Below are 15,654 nucleotides of genomic sequence, written 5' to 3'. Positions count from 1 at the left end.
ACACCCCGGCGACGAGTTGTGTCGTGCCCTTCCGGGTGTGCTGCGCTCCGTCGGTTGCGTCGCCCCGCGGGTGGTGCCGCGCTCTTCCACCAGCGCCCGTCGCCCCGCGCCCGGCGTTCATGCGGCGGTCCGCCCATTGAGCGGCTGCTCTCGCGGCCTCGCGTCGGTCCTGCCGTCTCCCGACTTCGCACAACCACTCGACGACCCCTGCTGGCGGACGGGGCCGATGGGCGCGTCGGGGAAGCACCCCACGCCCGGCCCGGCACAACCGACGCAGCGCGCCACACGCCGTCGACAGCCTGTGCCGTGCTCACTCGAGGTGTGAGAGCCGACCAAACCGGGTGTGCGAGACCCACCCCGCGCCCACCGGCACGCCGAACGGCACGAGACCAGCGTCACACCCACCCACCGTGACGACGAACGGGAACTCCACCGCCGCGAATCCGCCCATACCGACACAATTCGGGCACGCTGAGCCGCATCACCCGTCCGGGGAGCCGCGCGTCGTCGCGATGATCTGGCCGCTCACCGACGAAGGAGATCGGGATCGCGTCCGGGGGCGGGATGCCGCCCGTTCCGGGCACACATCCCGTTTCTCCCGCGTTACCCTTGCACGGGCAGCGGCCGGATCAAGGGAGACGGCCCGCGCCCGAGCAGCCGAGGAGAGAGATGGGCAGCACGGACGGTGGGGCGTTCCGCCGCATGCTTCGCAAGCTCACCAGCGACGTCGACGTCCTGGACGCGGACGACCTGTCCGAGGATTCCGAACGTTCCGGCGCGCAGCGCGCGAGCGAGTGTGCGTGCGGACAGGAGGTGACCATGCTGGGTCGCCTCCGGAGTGTGGAGTTCTGCCCCGAGGACGACAGCAGCGCGCAGCTCCAGGCGGAGCTGTACGACGGCACCGAGGGAGTGACGCTGGTCTGGATGGGTCGACGCCGGATCCCGGGCATCGAGCCGGGCCGGACGATGCGGGTGCGCGGCCGGATCTCGGTCCGGGACGGCCGGAAGGTCCTGTACAACCCGTACTACGAGATCTGCCAGGCGCAGTGACGCCGGGTCCCGTAGGGGACCAGCCGACCACCCGGATCCCGCGGGTGACCCGCGAGCCGGCGGACCACGACTCGGCCACGGGCCCGATCCCGCGCGTCCCGGCCGAGGAACCGGTCGGTGCGCCGGGGGAGATCCGGGAGATCTCCGAGACCGACGGCACCGACGACAGCGACGACTCGGAGCGCCGGCCCACGCTCCTCGAACAGATGGGCGGCATCCCGGGCATCATCGCCTCGACGGTGCCGGTGGCGGTCTTCGTGGTCGCCAACGTCCTGTTCGAGCTGAAGCCGGCCCTGATCGCCGCCGTCGTGGCCGGTGTGCTGGTGGCGCTGTTCCGCATCGCCCGCAGGCAACCGCTCCAGCCGGCGGTCTCCGGGCTGTTCGGTGTGGCCGTGTGTGCCTTCATCGCCTACCGCACCGGCGAGGCCCGCGGCTTCTACCTGCCGGGCCTGCTGTACAGCGCGGCGCTGGGGCTCGCCTTCCTCGTCTCGATCATCGTGCGGTGGCCGCTCGCCGGGGTGATCTGGCACGCCGTCAACGGGCACGGCCAGGGCTGGCGCCGCAACCCGCGCATGCTCCGGGCGTACAGCTGGGCCAGCGCGCTGTGGGCGCTGGTGTTCGCCGCCCGCCTCGTGGTCCAGGGTTGGCTGTACAACGCCGACGAGGAGACCTGGCTCGGCATCGCCCGGCTGGCCATGGGCTACCCGCTGCTCGGCCTCGCGATCGTCGGGACGGTCGTCGCCGTCCGCCGCGCCGAGCGCACCCCGGCCGCCGGCTGAGCAGCCCCCCGGAGCACGACCGCCGGCCCGCCGTCGACGAGTCGGTGCACGCCCCGGAGCCTCAGCCCCTCGCGGAGTCGACGACCGCCGCCCGGATCTCCTCCTCGACGGCGGTGGTGGCGACGAAGAGCAGCTCGTCGCCCGGCTCCAGCGCATCGTCCGCCTGCGGGACGATCACCCGGCCGCCCCGCAGGATCGTGACGAGCGCGGAGTCCGGGGGCAGCGCCAGGTCCCGCACCGGCCGCCCGGCCAGCGGGGTGTGCGTGGGCAGCGTGACCTCGACGAGGTTCGCCTGACCCTGCCGCAGCGTGAGCAGCCGGACCAGGTCGCCGACGGCCACGGCCTCCTCGACCAGCGCCGCGAGCAGCCGCGGGGTGGAGACCGAGACGTCGACGCCCCAGTTCTCCCCGAACAGCCACTCGTTGCGGGGGTCGTTGACCCGCGCGACCACCCGGCGCACCGCGAACTCCGTCTTGGCGAGCAGCGAGACGACCAGGTTGACCTTGTCGTCGCCGGTCGCGGCGATCACGACGTCGCAGCTCTCGATCCCGGCGTCCTCGAGCGTCGTGAGCTCGCAGGCGTCGGCGTGCACCCACTCCGCCTCCTCCACGGCGGCGGGGTCGATCTGGCCGAGGTCGCGCTCGATGAGCATGACCTGGTGCTTGTTCTCCACGAGCTCGCGCGCGATGGAGCGGCCGACGGCGCCGGCCCCCGCGATGGCGACCCTCATGACCTCACGCCCTCTCGGGTTCTCAGGAGTCGGCGGGCGGTGCGGCCGCCGCGGCCGTGACGTCGGAGACCGTGCCCGAGACCGCCGCCACGTAGACGACGTCGTCGGCCTGCACGGCCGTCTCGCGCGTGGGCAGCACGCCGCTGCCGAACCGGACGACGAACGCCACCCGGGAGTTGGTGGCCTCCTCCAGCTCGCGGATCGGGCGCCCGACCCAGTCCTCGTGCAGCGGCAGGGGCAGGATCGCGACGGTGCCGGCGGGCTCGCGCCACGCCGTCGCGACGCCGTCGGGCAGGACCATGCGCATGAACCGGTCCGTGGTCCACGGCACGGTCGCGACGGTCGGGATGCCGAGCCGCTCGTAGACGGCGGCGCGCTTGGCGTCGTAGATCCGCGCGACGACCCGCTCCACGCCGAAGGTCTCCCGGGCGACCCGGGCGGACAGGATGTTGGAGTTGTCGCCGGAGGAGACGGCGGCGAAGGCGTCCGCCTTCTCGATCCCGGCCTCGATGAGCACCTCGCGGTGGAACCCGAACCCGACGACCTGGCGGCCGCGGAAGTCCGTCCCGAGCCGGCGGAAGGCCTGCACGTCCCGGTCGATGACGGCGACCTCGTGACCGAGGCGTTCGAGCCCGGCGGCGAGGGACGCGCCGACGCGGCCGCATCCCATGATCACGACGTACATCGGATGGGCCCTCCCGGGCTCGCTCGGTCTCACGTGTCGACGGGCCGGCTCCTCCGATCGGGCCCCGGGCGCGTCGTCGGCGCACGCTATCGCGTCCGTCCGCCGTCGAGAGCATAGGCTTCCGACGTGTCCAAGCTCGGCGTCGCCGTCAAGCGCATCCTGGTCGGTCGCCCGCAACGCAGCGACCGCCTGCACAGCACGCTGCTGCCGAAGCGGATCGCGCTGCCGGTGTTCGCCTCCGATGCCATGTCCTCGGTCGCCTACGCGCCCGAGGAGATCTTCCTGACCCTGTCGGTCGCCGGGGTCACCTCGTACGCGCTGTCCCCGTGGATCGGCCTCGCGGTCGTGGTCGTGCTGCTCACGGTGGTCACCAGCTACCGGCAGAACGTGCACGCCTACCCGTCGGGCGGCGGCGACTACGAGGTGGCCACGGTCAACCTCGGTCGCAAGGCCGGGCTCACCGTGGCGAGCGCCCTGCTCGTCGACTACACGCTGACCGTCGCGGTGTCGATCTCGGCGGCCGCGGCGAACATCGGTGCGCTGATCCCGTTCGTGGCCGAGCACAAGGTGCTGTTCGCGGTGCTCGCCATCGCGCTGCTCACCGCGATCAACCTGCGCGGCATCCGGGAGGCCGGGGCGGCGTTCGCCGTGCCGGTCTACCTGTTCATGCTCGGCATCGGCACCATGATCGTCTGGGGTCTGACACGGGTGCTGCTCCTGGGCCAGGACGTCGAGACGGCCAGCACGAACCTGCACCTCGTGGCCGAGGGCGACACCTTCACGGGGCTCGCGCTCGTGCTGCTGATCCTGCGTTCGTTCACCCAGGGCGCGGCGGCGCTGACCGGCGTCGAGGCGATCTCGAACGGCGTGCCGGCCTTCCGCAAGCCGAAGTCGCGCAACGCCGCGACCACGCTGCTGATCATGGGTCTGATCTCGGTCAGCATGTTCATGGGCCTGATCGCGCTGGGCCGGCTCACCGGCGTGCAGATCGCGGAGGACCCGGCCCGCCAGTTCCCCGACGCCCCGCCGGGCTACCAGCAGCAGACGATGGTCGCCCAGCTGGCCGACGCCGTGTTCTCCGGCTTCCGGCCCGGGTTCTTCTTCGTGGTGATCATGACGGCGCTGATCCTGGCGCTGGCCGCGAACACCGCGTTCAACGGCTTCCCGGTGCTGGGCTCGATCCTCTCCCAGGACCGCTACCTGCCCCGGCAGCTGCACACCCGCGGCGACCGGCTGGCCTTCTCCAACGGCATCCTGATCCTCGCGGCCTTCGCGATCGTGCTGGTGGTCGGCTTCCAGGCGGAGGTCACCCGGCTGATCCCGCTGTACACGGTGGGCGTGTTCGTGTCGTTCACGCTGAGCCAGGCGGGCATGGTCCGGCACTGGAACCGCGAGCTCGCCTCGACGACGGACACGCGCGAGCGGGCCCGGATGCGCCGCTCCCAGACGATCAACGGCTTCGGCGCGATCATGACCGGGCTCGTGCTGCTCACCGTCCTGATCACCAAGTTCACGCTCGGCGCGTGGATCACCATCGTGGCGATGGCCGGCTTCTTCGTGCTGATGGTCGCGATCCAGAAGCACTACGACCGGGTCTCGGCCGAGCTCGTCGCGGGCGAGTCCGACGGGGTGCTGCCGAGCCGCAACCACGCCGTCGTCCTGGTGTCGACGCTGCACAAGCCCACGCTGCGGGCGCTCGCCTACGCCCGCGCGACGCGGCCGGACGTCCTCGAGGCGGTCACGGTCAACGTCGACGACGCCGACACCAAGCGGCTCGTCGCGGACTGGGGCAAGCGGAAGATCCCGGTCAAGCTGAAGGTCGTCGAGTCGCCGTACCGGGAGATCACCCGGCCGGTCCTGGAGTACGTGAAGCGGCTGCGCACGAACAACCCGCGCGACGTCGTCACGGTCTACATCCCCGAGTACGTCGTGGGCCACTGGTGGGAACAGCTGCTGCACAACCAGTCCGCACTGCGGCTGAAGAGCCGGCTGCTGTTCCAGCCGGGCGTGATGGTCACGAGCGTGCCCTGGCAGCTGGACTCCTCGGCCGCCGCGCAACCGCTCTCGCCGCTCTTCGCGCCGGGCGCCTCGCGCCGCGGCTACCCCTCGATGGAGCAGCTGCCCGGCGAGCAGGTCACGAGCGCCGCCGCCTCGCGCGCCACCGCGCTCCGCAAGGACGCCGCGGCCGGCAAGGAGACCCCACCCCGGAAGGACACCGGTGACCCGGTCCGCTGAACGCACCCTCGACTGGACCGACCGGGTCCTCGACCTGGAGGTCGGACCGGTCGCCCACGGCGGGCACTGCGTGGCCCGGCACGAGGGCCGCGTGCTCTTCGTGCGGCACGCGCTGCCCGGCGAGCGGGTCCGGGCGGTGGTGACCGAGGACCAGGGCGGGTCGTTCTGCCTGGCCGACACGATCTCGGTGCTCGACGCGTCGCCGGACCGGGTCCCGGCGCCGTGCCCGTGGGCGCGCGCCGGCGGCTGCGGGGGCTGCGACTTCCAGCACGTCGCCCCGCCCGCGCAGCGCGCGCTCAAGACGGCCGTGCTGCGCGAGCAGCTCACCCGGCTCGGCGGGCTGACCGGCGGGCTCGCCGGGACGGTCGAGGTGGAGGAGCTGCCCGGCGGCCCGCTCGGCTGGCGGCAGCGGCTGCGCCTCGCGGTCGACGACGAGGGCCGGGCCGGCCTGCGCGCCCACCACAGCCACGAGGTCGTCCCGATCTCGGACTGCCTGCTCGCACCCGCCGGGCTGCTCGAGGACCTGCTGGAGCGGCACTGGCGGCCCGGCGACGAGCTCGAGGTGGCCGTCGACGCCCTCGGCGAGCGGCACCTCGGCGCGGGCGTGCCGCCCGCAGAGCGCAGCGCGTCCGTGCAGCACGCCGCCGGCCGGGACTGGGAGCTCTCCCCGGGCGCCTTCTGGCAGGTGCACCCGGAGCTGGCGGACACGCTCGTCGAGATCGTGGGGGAGTGGGCGGCGGCGCCCGCCGGCGGCACGGCCTGGGACCTGTACGGCGGCGTCGGGCTGTTCGCCGCGGTGCTGGCCGGGCAGGTGGGGCCGGAGGGCTCGGTGTCGGTCGTCGAGTCGGCGCGGCAGGCCGTGGCCGACGGCGAGCGCGCCCTGCGGGACCTGCCGCAGGTCTCCTTCCGGTCCGGCCGCGTCGAGCGGGTGATCACCGAGCTGCCCGACCCCGACGTCGTCGTCGCCGATCCGCCGCGCAAGGGGCTGGGCCGGACGATGGTCGAGGAGCTGTGCGCGCGGGCGCCGGAGCGGATCGTCTACGTGGCCTGCGACCCGGCCGCGCTCGGCCGCGACGTGAAGCTCTTCGCCGCGCAGGGCTACGCGCTCACCGCCCTGCGCTCCTTCGACGCCTTCCCGATGACGCACCACATGGAGTCGGTCGCGCTCTTCCACCCCGTGAGCGCCGAACGCCCCTAGCGGGGCAGTCGGCACTCACGACCCCGGCTGACCAGCCGACACGACGGCAGACAGGAGGACCATGGGCATCGCCGAGTACGTCGAGGGCTGGGAGCCCGGACCCGTCGAGGTGCGGGAGGTCCTGGACCGCGTCCCGTCGGATTCCTTCGCGGGGCTCCTGGACCAGACCTCGCCGATCGACGCCACGGGCCAGGGCTCGACCGCGATCCCGCCGCTGTGGACCGCGTTCCACTTCCTCGACCGGCCCGCCACCGCCGAGCTGGGCGAGGACGGGCATCCCCGCGAGGGGCACTTCCTGCCGCCGATCCCGAACCGCCGGCGGATGTTCGCCGGTGGGCGGCTCATCGTGCACTCGCCGCTGCGGGTCGGCGACGAGGTGACCCGGCGAAGCGCCCTGAGCTCGATCACGCCGAAGTCCGGGCGCTCCGGGGACATGCTGTTCGTGACCCTGACCCACGAGTACCTGCGGGCGGGCGAGGTGGCCCAGGTCGAGGAACATGACGTCGTCTACCGGGAGCAGGAGCCCGGGGCGGCGCGCGCGGCGGCCCCGGCGGCCCCGGAACCGCGCGAGCCCGAGCCGCCGGCGCCGGGGGAGTGGCAGGCCGTGCTGCGCCCCGACGAGGTGCTGCTGTTCCGGATGAGCGCGCTGACCTACAACGCCCACCGCATCCACCACGACCTGCCCTACACCCGGGACGTCGAGGGCTTCCCGGGGCTCGTGGTGCACGGGCCGCTGCTCGCGTTGATGCTGCTCGAGCTGCCCCGCCGGTTCGCCCCGGACCGCCAGGTCGCGGAGTTCTCCTACCGGTTGCGCCGCCCCGCCTTCGCCGGCGCGCCGGTGGTGGCGACGGGCAAGCCGGACGGCTCCGACCTCGTCTGCGGGGTCCCGGGCGCCGACCCGAGCATCACCGGCCAGGTCACCTTCGCCTGAGAACCCATGGCCCCCGGAGCCGAGGCCACTTCGAACGAGGGGCAGTCCGCCGGCCGCCTGCACAGCCGACCCCGCACCGAACCGACCCCGCCCGCACCCGTCCGGGGGCGGCCCGGGGAGGATGGGGGGCGTGACAGGTTCGGTTCCCGCAGCGGCCTCCGCGGCCCCCACCGGGGCGTCGGCTCCGCAGTCCCAGACCACCGTCCAGCCGTCGATCGAGCAGCGCATCGCCGACGAGCTGGGCGTGCGCCGGCACCAGGTCGCCTCGGCCGTCGACCTCCTCGACGAGGGGTCGACCGTGCCGTTCGTGGCCCGCTACCGGAAGGAGGCGACGGGCGGGCTCGACGACGCCCAGCTCCGCACCCTCGAGGAGCGGCTGCGCTACCTGCGCGAGCTGGAGGAGCGGCGGACCGCCGTGCTCGAGGAGATCCACAAGCAGGGCAAGCTCACCCCCGAGCTGGAGCAGCAGGTCCTCGCCGCCGAGTCGAAGGCCCGGCTCGAGGACGTCTACCTGCCCTACAAGCCCAAGCGCCGCACCAAGGCCATGATCGCCCGGGAGAACGGTCTCGAGCCGCTCGCCGACGCCCTGCTCGCCGACCCCTCGCTGACCCCCGAGGACGAGGCGGCGAAGTACCTCGGCGAGGACGTCGCCGACGCCGCCGCCGCGCTCGAGGGCGCCCGCGCGATCCTCGTCGAGCGCTTCTCCGAGGAGCCCGACCTCATCGGCGGCCTGCGCGAGCGGATGTGGAGCCGCGGCCTGCTGGTGTCGAAGGTCCGCCCGGGCAAGGAGGCCGAGGGCGCCAAGTTCTCGGACTACTTCGACTTCTCCGAGCCGTTCACCTCGCTGCCGAGCCACCGCATCCTCGCCGTGTTCCGCGGCGAGAAGGAGGAGGTGCTCGACGTTTCGCTGGAGCCCGACGCCGAGCCCGCCGAGCCGGGCGTCCGCACCGACTGGGAGACCCTGATCGCCGCGCACGTCGGCATCTCCGACCAGGGCCGGCCCGCGGACCGGTGGCTCAACGACGTCGTGCGCTGGACCTGGCGCACGCGCATCCTGCTGCACCTGGGCATCGACATCCGGGTGCGGCTGCGCACCGCCGCGGAGGAGGGCGCGATCGGGGTCTTCGCCTCCAACCTGCGCGACCTGCTGCTCGCCGCGCCCGCCGGGACCCGGGCGACGATGGGCCTCGACCCGGGCCTGCGCACCGGCGTGAAGGTCGCCGTGGTCGACGGGACCGGCAAGGTCGTCGCCACCGACACGATCTACCCGCACGAGCCGCGCAAGGACTGGAACGGCGCGCTGGTCACGCTGACCAAGCTGGCCACCGAGCACGCCGTGGACCTGATCGCGATCGGCAACGGCACCGCGTCCCGCGAGACGGACAAGCTCGCCGGCGAGCTCGTGGCGATGAACCCCGGCCTGAAGATGACCAAGGTGATGGTCAGCGAGGCCGGCGCGTCGGTCTACTCGGCCTCGGCGTACGCGTCGGCCGAGCTGCCGGACCTCGACGTGTCGCTGCGCGGCGCGGTCTCCATCGCGCGCCGGCTGCAGGACCCGCTCGCCGAGCTGGTCAAGATCGACCCCAAGTCGATCGGCGTCGGGCAGTACCAGCACGACCTGCCCGAGGCCTCGCTGTCCCGCTCGCTCGACGCCGTCGTCGAGGACTGTGTGAACGCCGTCGGCGTCGACCTCAACAGCGCCTCCGCGCCGCTGCTGCGGCGGGTGTCGGGCATCAGCGAGTCGCTGGCCGCGGCGATCGTGTCCCACCGGGACGCCAACGGGCCCTTCCGCACCCGGGCCGCGCTCGTCGACGTCCCGCGGCTGGGTCCGAAGGCCTTCGAGCAGTGCGCCGGCTTCCTCCGCATCCGCGGCGGCCACGAGCCGCTCGACGTCTCGGGCGTGCACCCCGAGGCCTACCCGGTCGTCCGGAAGATGGTCGACGCGGCCAAGGTCGGCATCGACGAGCTCATCGGCAACACCGCGAAGCTGAAGAACCTGCAGCCGCAGCGGTTCGTCGACGACCGGTTCGGGCTCCCGACCGTCTCCGACATCCTCGTCGAGCTGGAGAAGCCGGGCCGCGACCCGCGCCCCGCCTTCCGCACCGCGACCTTCGCCGAGGGCGTCCACAAGATCGCGGACCTCCGGCCGGGCATGGTGCTGGAGGGCGTGGTCACGAACGTGGCCGCGTTCGGCGCGTTCGTCGACGTCGGCGTGCACCAGGACGGCCTCGTGCACGTCTCGGCGATGTCCAGCCAGTTCGTGTCGGACCCGCGCGAGGTCGTCAAGTCCGGCGACGTCGTCAGGGTCAAGGTGCTCGACGTCGACGAGGACCGGAAGCGGATCTCGCTCACCCTGCGTCTCGACGACGAGCCGGGCAAGGGCGGCGCCGGCGGCCGGCAGCGCGGCGGCGGGGACCGCCCGCGCGGCGACCGCGACCAGCAGGGCGGCGGTAAGGGCCAGGGTGGCCGCGGCGGCCAGGGTGACCGCGGGGGCAAGGGCGGTCAGGGCCGGCAGGGCCAGGGCGGCGGCCGGCAGGGCCAGGGCGGCGGCCGACAGGGCCAGGGCGGCCAGCGGAACCGCCAGGAGAAGCCCGCCCCGCTGAACAACGCGATGGCCGACGCCCTCAAGCGCGCCGGCTTCAAGTGACCCGGGCTTGAGCAGGACGATCGGCGCTCTCGTTCACAAGGAGTGAGCGAGGGCGCCGTTCGTGCGTCGGTCAGCCGACGAGCCGGCGGGTGAGCAGATCGAGGTCGTCCGGGTCGGTGCCGTGCGCCAGCAGGTGCCCGCGCAGGCCGGACGGGTGCGCCTCCATCTCGTCGAGCACCGCCTCCAGGGCCGCGCGGTCGACGCCGAGCAGGCCCCGGACGTCGGCCGGCAGGGGAGCGCCGGCCGCCTCCAGCCGCGCCCACAGGCGGTCGAGGTTCTCGTTGGTGCGCAGGTAGTCCGCCACGACGTGCTCGCGCGACACCCCGACCACGCCGAGCACCACGGCCGTGACGATCCCGGTGCGGTCCTTGCCCGCGGCGCAGTGCACCAGCACCGGCCCGCGGGAGCGCGCGACGATCCGCACGATCCGCGCCAGCTCGGCGGAGGCCTCCGTGACGAGCAGCCGGTAGACCCAGGCGAGGTCGCGCTCGTCGGCCGGGGTGGCGGCCACGACGTCGGGCGCGAGCGCGGCCCCGAGCGGCACCGCGTGCACGTCCGCGACCCCGGTCAGCGGGTGCGCGAGGCCGCGGGTCTCGGCGGTCGAGCGCAGGTCGACGACGGTGCCGGGGACGACGGTCGTGAGGTCGCCGGGCTGCGGGGCGTCGCTGCGCAGGTACTCGCCGGCGCGGACGTGGCGCCCGTCGGCGGTCGGCAGGCCGCCGACGTCGCGGAGGTTGGCCGGGATGCGCAGGTCGGAGGTCGGGGCGGTCGGCGAGAGGCTCACCCGTCCGAGGGTCCCGGCGCTCGGTGAACGCCGGGTGGAATGGTGACCGGACCCACGGCCCGGCCCGCACGGGATCACAGTCGGGTCGCGATCACGGCGCTGAACAGGGCGGGAACGGGCGGGAACAGGTCGGTGCCTACGGGTGTTGATCCCTGTGTCGGCGGGCAGGACCCCGGCCCGCCGCGATCTCCCGCGACCCACGTGTGACAATGGGTGCCGTCGGCTGTCAGCGATGACGTCAGCCGAGAGCCCCATGGTCCTTGTCAGGCGGTACCGAGCCGCTCCGGGCCCGCGGGCTTCCCCGCGGGTGCGTCGTCCGTCCGGATGTCGGTCGGCCACCCCGCTGCGACGAGGACATGAGTGAGCACTCTGCTGGACCTGCCCGAGAACGACTTCGACGACTTCGAGAACGACCTCGCCTCCGAGCGTGAGGACGGCGAGGACACCGAGAACGACGACACCGAGAACGACGCCGCCGGTGGCGGTTTCGTCGAGCTGGGCCTCGCGCCCGGCATCCTCGGCGTGCTCGCCGAGCTCGGCTACGAGAGCCCCAGCCCGATCCAGGCCGAGGCGATCCCCTCCCTGATCGAGGGCCGCGACCTGCTGGGCCAGGCCGCCACCGGCACCGGCAAGACCGCCGCGTTCGCGCTGCCGATGCTGCAACGCCTGAGCGGAACCGACCGCCGGGGCGAGCGCCGCCCGTTCGGCCTGGTCCTCGCCCCCACCCGCGAGCTGGCCATGCAGGTCAACGACGCGATCACCCGCTACGGCGCCGAGATCGGCGCACGCGTGCTCGCCGTCTACGGCGGCGCCCCGATCGGCCCGCAGCTCGGCTCCCTCAAGCGCGGCGTCGACGTCGTCGTGGCCACCCCGGGCCGCGCGATCGACCTGATGAACCGCGGCGCGCTGTCCCTCGACGCGCTCGAGACCGTCGTCCTCGACGAGGCCGACGAGATGCTCGACATGGGCTTCGCCGAGGACATCGAGACGATCCTGCAGGCCACCCCGGACGAGCGGCAGGCGGTGCTGTTCTCCGCCACCATGCCGCGGCGCATCGAGTCGCTGGCCCGCGAGTACCTGCGCAACCCGGTCACCGTGCGGATCGCGCGCGAGGAGGTGCCGGCCGGCGAGGCGCCGCGCGTGCGGCAGACCGCCTACATGGTGCCGCGCACCCACACCACCACCGCGCTGGGCCGGATCCTGGAGCTCGAGCGGCCCACCGCCGCGATCGTGTTCTGCCGGACCCGGGCGGACGTCGACGCCGTCACCGAGACCCTCACCGCCCGCGGCCTGCGGGCCGAGGCGCTGCACGGCGGTATGGACCAGGAGCACCGCACCCGCGTCGTCGAGCGGCTGCGGTCCGGACGCACCGACCTGCTGGTCGCGACGGACGTCGCCGCCCGCGGGCTGGACATCGAGCAGCTCACGCACGTGGTGAACCACGACGTGCCGAAGTCGCCCGAGGCCTACGTCCACCGCATCGGCCGGGTCGGCCGCGCGGGCCGCGAGGGCGTCGCGATCACCCTGGTGCCCTCCGGCGCGATCCGGCACCTGCGCAACATCGAGCGGCTGATCGGCAAGAGCGTGCCGGTCGCCCCGGTGCCCACCGTCGCGGACCTCAAGCAGGCCCGCCTCGAGCGCACCCGCACCCAGCTGCACGAGCAGCTCGTCGCCGACCTGCGGGCCGACGCGGACTCGGACCCGGACGGCGTCCGGGCCATGGTCGAGTCGCTGGCCGGGGAGTTCGACGCGCTCGACGTCGCGGCCGCCGCGGTGCGGATCGTCCGTGCCGGCAGCACCACCGCCGACGACGAGATCGACATCCCCACGCTGTCCGCGCCCCGCGAGGGCCGTGGTCCCCGTGACCGGGCTCCGCGCGAGGGCCGTCCCGGTGGCCGGGGCCAGGGTGCCCGTCCGCCGAAGGCCGGGGCCACGCGCCTGTTCGTCTCCGCCGGGCGTGCCGCGGGCATCCGTCCGCAGGACATCGTGGGCGCGCTGGCCAACGAGTCGCGGCTGTCCGGCCGGGACATCGGGGCCATCCAGATCCACGAGCGGCACACGCTGGTCGAGATCCCCGAGCACGCGGCCGACGACGTGCTGCGCTCCCTGCGCGGCGTCACCACCCTGAAGGGCCGGCGGGCCAACGTCCGCCGGGACCGCGCCACGAGCTGACCCGCGCACGGCCGAAGGGCCCCGCACCTCCTCCGAGGTGCGGGGCCCTTCGTCGTGGAGCTAGTGGATCTCCACCTCGTCGCCGACCTCCAGGTCGGCGTACCAGGCGACGGCGTCGTCGTGGCCCAGGTGCACGCAGCCCGCAGACGGGTTCTGCGGGTTGCCCTCGTGGAAGGCGATGCCGCCGTCGGCGAAGAACACCGAGTACGGCATCGGGGCGTCGTTGAACTCCGCGGACCGGTGGTCCTTGTCCTTCCACTGGACCTCGAAGTCCCCGGTGGGGGTCTCCTTGCCCTGCCCGCCGTGCGAGATCCCGACCGGGCCGCGGGTGACCTCGCCGTCGTGGATCAGCCAGGCCTGGTTGTGGGCGAGGTCGACGCACGCCCGGGCGTGCTTCGAGCAGGGCGTGCCGTCGGTGTGGTTCCAGTGCCCGTCGTCGGCGAACGCCGCGCCGGTGAGGGCCGCCCCGCCGAGCAGCGCGGTGAGCGCGCCGGCCGCGGCGAACCCGGTGATGCGTCGCCGGCGGCCCTCGGCGCGCCGGGCGTGTCGTGCCATCTTCTCGTCGTCCCTTCGCCCGTTCCCGAAGCCGCAACGACGTCGCGCGATACAGGTGACGGGCCGTGACCGCAAGTCGACCGGACGTGCCCCGATTCCGGATCGTCCCCGTCGATCTTGTGCCTCCGAGGGGCTGCCGAGGCGGCCGTGAGGGAGCACGATGACCCCTGAGCCCACCACGGATCGCGATCGACGAGGAGCGCCGCCATGCCCGATCTGAAGCCCCGGTCCCACCAGGTCACCGACGGCATCGAGCGCACGGCCGCCCGCGGCATGCTCCGGGCCGTCGGGATGCGCGACGCGGACTTCGCCAAGCCGCAGATCGGCATCGCGTCGAGCTGGAACGAGATCACGCCGTGCAACCTGTCGCTGCAGCGCCTGGCGCAGGCGGCGAAGGAGGGCGTGCACCGCGCCGGCGGCTACCCGATGGAGTTCGGCACCATCTCGGTGTCCGACGGCATCTCCATGGGCCACGTCGGCATGCACTACTCGCTGGTCAGCCGCGAGATCATCGCCGACTCGGTGGAGACGGTCGTGGAGGCCGAGCGGCTCGACGGCACCGTCCTGCTCGCCGGCTGCGACAAGTCCCTGCCCGGGATGCTGATGGCGGCCGCCCGGCTCGACCTGGCCGGGGTGTTCGTCTACGCCGGGTCGATCCTCCCCGGCCACATCGACGGCCGCGAGGTCAACATCGCCGACGCGTTCGAGGCCGTCGGGGCGTGCGCGCGCGGGCTGATCAGCCGCGAGGAGCTGGTCGAGATCGAGCGGGCGATCTGCCCCGGCGAGGGCGCGTGCGGCGGCATGTACACGGCGAACACGATGGCCAGCGCGGCCGAGGCCCTGGGCATGGCGCTGCCGGGCTCGGCCAGCCCGCCCGCGGTCGACAGGCGGCGCGACGGCATCGCCCGCGCCTCCGGCGAGGCCGTGGTCGGGCTGCTGGAGAAGGGGATCACCGCCCGCCAGATCCTGACCCGGGAGGCGTTCGAGAACGCGATCGCGGTCGTCCTGGCGTTCGGCGGATCCACCAACGCCGTGCTGCACCTGCTCGCGATCGCCGCCGAGGCCGGGGTGCCGCTGGAGCTCGACGACTTCAACCGGATCGGCGAGCGCGTCCCGCACCTGGCCGACGTGAAGCCCTTCGGCGCACACGTGATGAGCACGGTCGACCAGGTCGGCGGTGTCCCGGTCGTGATGAAGGCCCTGCTCGACGCCGGCCTCCTGCACGGCGACGCCCTCACCTGCACCGGGCGCACGGTCGCCGAGAACCTCGCCGAGATCGACCCGCCGGGCCTCGACGGCACCGTGATCCGCGACCTCAGCGACCCCATCCACCCGACGGGCGGCCTGACCATCCTGCGCGGCTCGCTCGCCCCCGACGGCGCCGTGGTGAAGAGCGCCGGGTTCGACGCCGCCGAGTTCCGCGGGCGCGCGCGGGTGTTCGACGGCGAGCAGGGCGCGCTCGACGCCGTCACCGACGGCACCGTCGTTCCCGGCGACGTCGTCGTGATCCGGTACGAGGGCCCGCGCGGCGGGCCGGGGATGCGGGAGATGCTCGCCGTCACCGGGATGATCAAGGGCGCCGGGCTGGGCAAGGAGGTCCTGCTGGTCACGGACGGCCGGTTCTCCGGGGCGACGACCGGCCTGTGCATCGGGCACGTCGCGCCGGAGGCGACCGACGGCGGCCCGATCGCGCTGGTGCAGGACGGCGACCCGATCGTGCTGAACATGGCCACCAAGACCCTCGACCTCGACGTCGGTGAGGAGGAGCTGGAGAAGCGGCGGGCGGACTGGACGCCGCGCGACCCGGGGCGGCGTCTGGGCGTGCTGGCGAAGTACGCGAGACTCGTGGGGTCGGCGGCGCAGGGGGCGGTCTGCTCCCAGGACTAGC

Annotated in this window: 12 protein-coding genes; 8 read left to right on the top strand and 4 right to left on the bottom strand. The window is 73.6% G+C overall.

The genetic code is table 11. The annotated features are described in order from the left end of the window. The first annotated feature begins 669 nt into the window (after window positions 1-669). Window positions 670-1,050 carry an OB-fold nucleic acid binding domain-containing protein gene (locus ACQP04_RS20570; RefSeq protein WP_037051928.1) on the top strand — a complete coding sequence of 127 codons (381 nt, stop codon included), beginning with the start codon at window positions 670-672 and terminating at the stop codon, window positions 1,048-1,050. Between the two features lie 44 nt (window positions 1,051-1,094). Beyond that, on the top strand, window positions 1,095-1,829 hold the full coding sequence (locus ACQP04_RS20565) for a DUF3159 domain-containing protein (RefSeq protein WP_433502182.1): 735 nt from the start codon (window positions 1,095-1,097) through the stop codon (window positions 1,827-1,829). 61 nt (window positions 1,830-1,890) lie between these two features. Here ACQP04_RS20565 and ACQP04_RS20560 read toward each other — a convergent pair whose 3' ends face one another. Then, a complete protein-coding gene (locus tag ACQP04_RS20560; RefSeq protein WP_433502181.1) occupies window positions 1,891-2,559 on the bottom strand; it encodes a potassium channel family protein in 669 nt (222 codons plus the stop codon). A 22-nt stretch (window positions 2,560-2,581) separates the two neighbouring features. Continuing rightward, entirely contained in the window at window positions 2,582-3,244 is a 663-nt protein-coding gene (locus ACQP04_RS20555) for a potassium channel family protein (RefSeq protein WP_037051936.1), read from the bottom strand. A 126-nt stretch (window positions 3,245-3,370) separates the two neighbouring features. Here ACQP04_RS20555 and ACQP04_RS20550 point away from each other — a divergent pair, with 126 nt between their 5' ends. The 4 genes from ACQP04_RS20550 to ACQP04_RS20535 all read left to right on the top strand — a co-directional run bounded on the left by ACQP04_RS20550 (window position 3,371) and on the right by ACQP04_RS20535 (window position 10,255). Continuing rightward, window positions 3,371-5,479, top strand: coding sequence for an APC family permease (locus ACQP04_RS20550; protein WP_433502180.1), 2,109 nt, complete (start codon window positions 3,371-3,373; stop codon window positions 5,477-5,479). Further along, entirely contained in the window at window positions 5,463-6,677 is a 1,215-nt protein-coding gene (locus ACQP04_RS20545) for a class I SAM-dependent RNA methyltransferase (RefSeq protein WP_433502179.1), read from the top strand. Before ACQP04_RS20550 ends, ACQP04_RS20545 begins: the two co-directional genes overlap by 17 nt. 61 nt (window positions 6,678-6,738) lie before the next feature. After that, window positions 6,739-7,608 carry an FAS1-like dehydratase domain-containing protein gene (locus ACQP04_RS20540; RefSeq protein WP_433502178.1) on the top strand — a complete coding sequence of 290 codons (870 nt, stop codon included), beginning with the start codon at window positions 6,739-6,741 and terminating at the stop codon, window positions 7,606-7,608. Between the two features lie 214 nt (window positions 7,609-7,822). Further along, window positions 7,823-10,255: a Tex family protein gene (locus ACQP04_RS20535; RefSeq protein ID WP_433508406.1), complete on the top strand. Its 2,433-nt coding sequence runs from the start codon at window positions 7,823-7,825 to the stop codon at window positions 10,253-10,255. Between the two features lie 70 nt (window positions 10,256-10,325). Here ACQP04_RS20535 and ACQP04_RS20530 read toward each other — a convergent pair whose 3' ends face one another. After that, the gene (locus tag ACQP04_RS20530) at window positions 10,326-11,039 is read right to left on the bottom strand and encodes a tyrosine-protein phosphatase (RefSeq protein ID WP_433502177.1); all 714 of its coding nucleotides are present in this window, start codon (window positions 11,037-11,039) and stop codon (window positions 10,326-10,328) included. 360 nt (window positions 11,040-11,399) lie between these two features. On the opposite strand from ACQP04_RS20530, the gene ACQP04_RS20525 reads away from it, so the two are divergent. Further along, window positions 11,400-13,211, top strand: coding sequence for a DEAD/DEAH box helicase (locus ACQP04_RS20525; RefSeq protein ID WP_433502176.1), 1,812 nt, complete (start codon window positions 11,400-11,402; stop codon window positions 13,209-13,211). Between the two features lie 60 nt (window positions 13,212-13,271). On the opposite strand, the gene ACQP04_RS20520 is transcribed toward ACQP04_RS20525, so the two are convergent. Then, a complete protein-coding gene (locus ACQP04_RS20520; RefSeq protein ID WP_433502175.1) occupies window positions 13,272-13,766 on the bottom strand; it encodes a L,D-transpeptidase in 495 nt (164 codons plus the stop codon). A 207-nt stretch (window positions 13,767-13,973) separates the two neighbouring features. Between ACQP04_RS20520 and ilvD the strand changes: the two genes are divergently transcribed. After that, entirely contained in the window at window positions 13,974-15,653 is a 1,680-nt protein-coding gene (gene ilvD, locus ACQP04_RS20515; protein ID WP_433502174.1) for a dihydroxy-acid dehydratase, read from the top strand. Window position 15,654: the final 1 nt, after the last annotated feature.

This window comes from Pseudonocardia halophobica (assembly GCF_050948485.1).
GTDB lineage: Bacteria > Actinomycetota > Actinomycetes > Mycobacteriales > Pseudonocardiaceae > Pseudonocardia > Pseudonocardia halophobica.
The sequence above is the reverse complement of the archived record's forward strand: the minus strand, read 5'-3'. Positions and strand labels throughout refer to the sequence as shown.

Bases quoted from the DNA above. Each gene is read 5' to 3' on its own strand.
- ACQP04_RS20560 (WP_433502181.1), bottom strand. From the start codon at position 2,559: ATGAGGGTCGCCATCGCGGGGGCCGGCGCCGTCGGCCGCTCCATCGCG.
- ACQP04_RS20570 (WP_037051928.1), top strand. From the start codon at position 670: ATGGGCAGCACGGACGGTGGGGCGTTCCGCCGCATGCTTCGCAAGCTC.
- ACQP04_RS20520 (WP_433502175.1), bottom strand. From the start codon at position 13,766: ATGGCACGACACGCCCGGCGCGCCGAGGGCCGCCGGCGACGCATCACC.
- ACQP04_RS20540 (WP_433502178.1), top strand. From the start codon at position 6,739: ATGGGCATCGCCGAGTACGTCGAGGGCTGGGAGCCCGGACCCGTCGAG.
- ACQP04_RS20555 (WP_037051936.1), bottom strand. From the start codon at position 3,244: ATGTACGTCGTGATCATGGGATGCGGCCGCGTCGGCGCGTCCCTCGCC.
- ilvD (WP_433502174.1), top strand. From the start codon at position 13,974: ATGCCCGATCTGAAGCCCCGGTCCCACCAGGTCACCGACGGCATCGAG.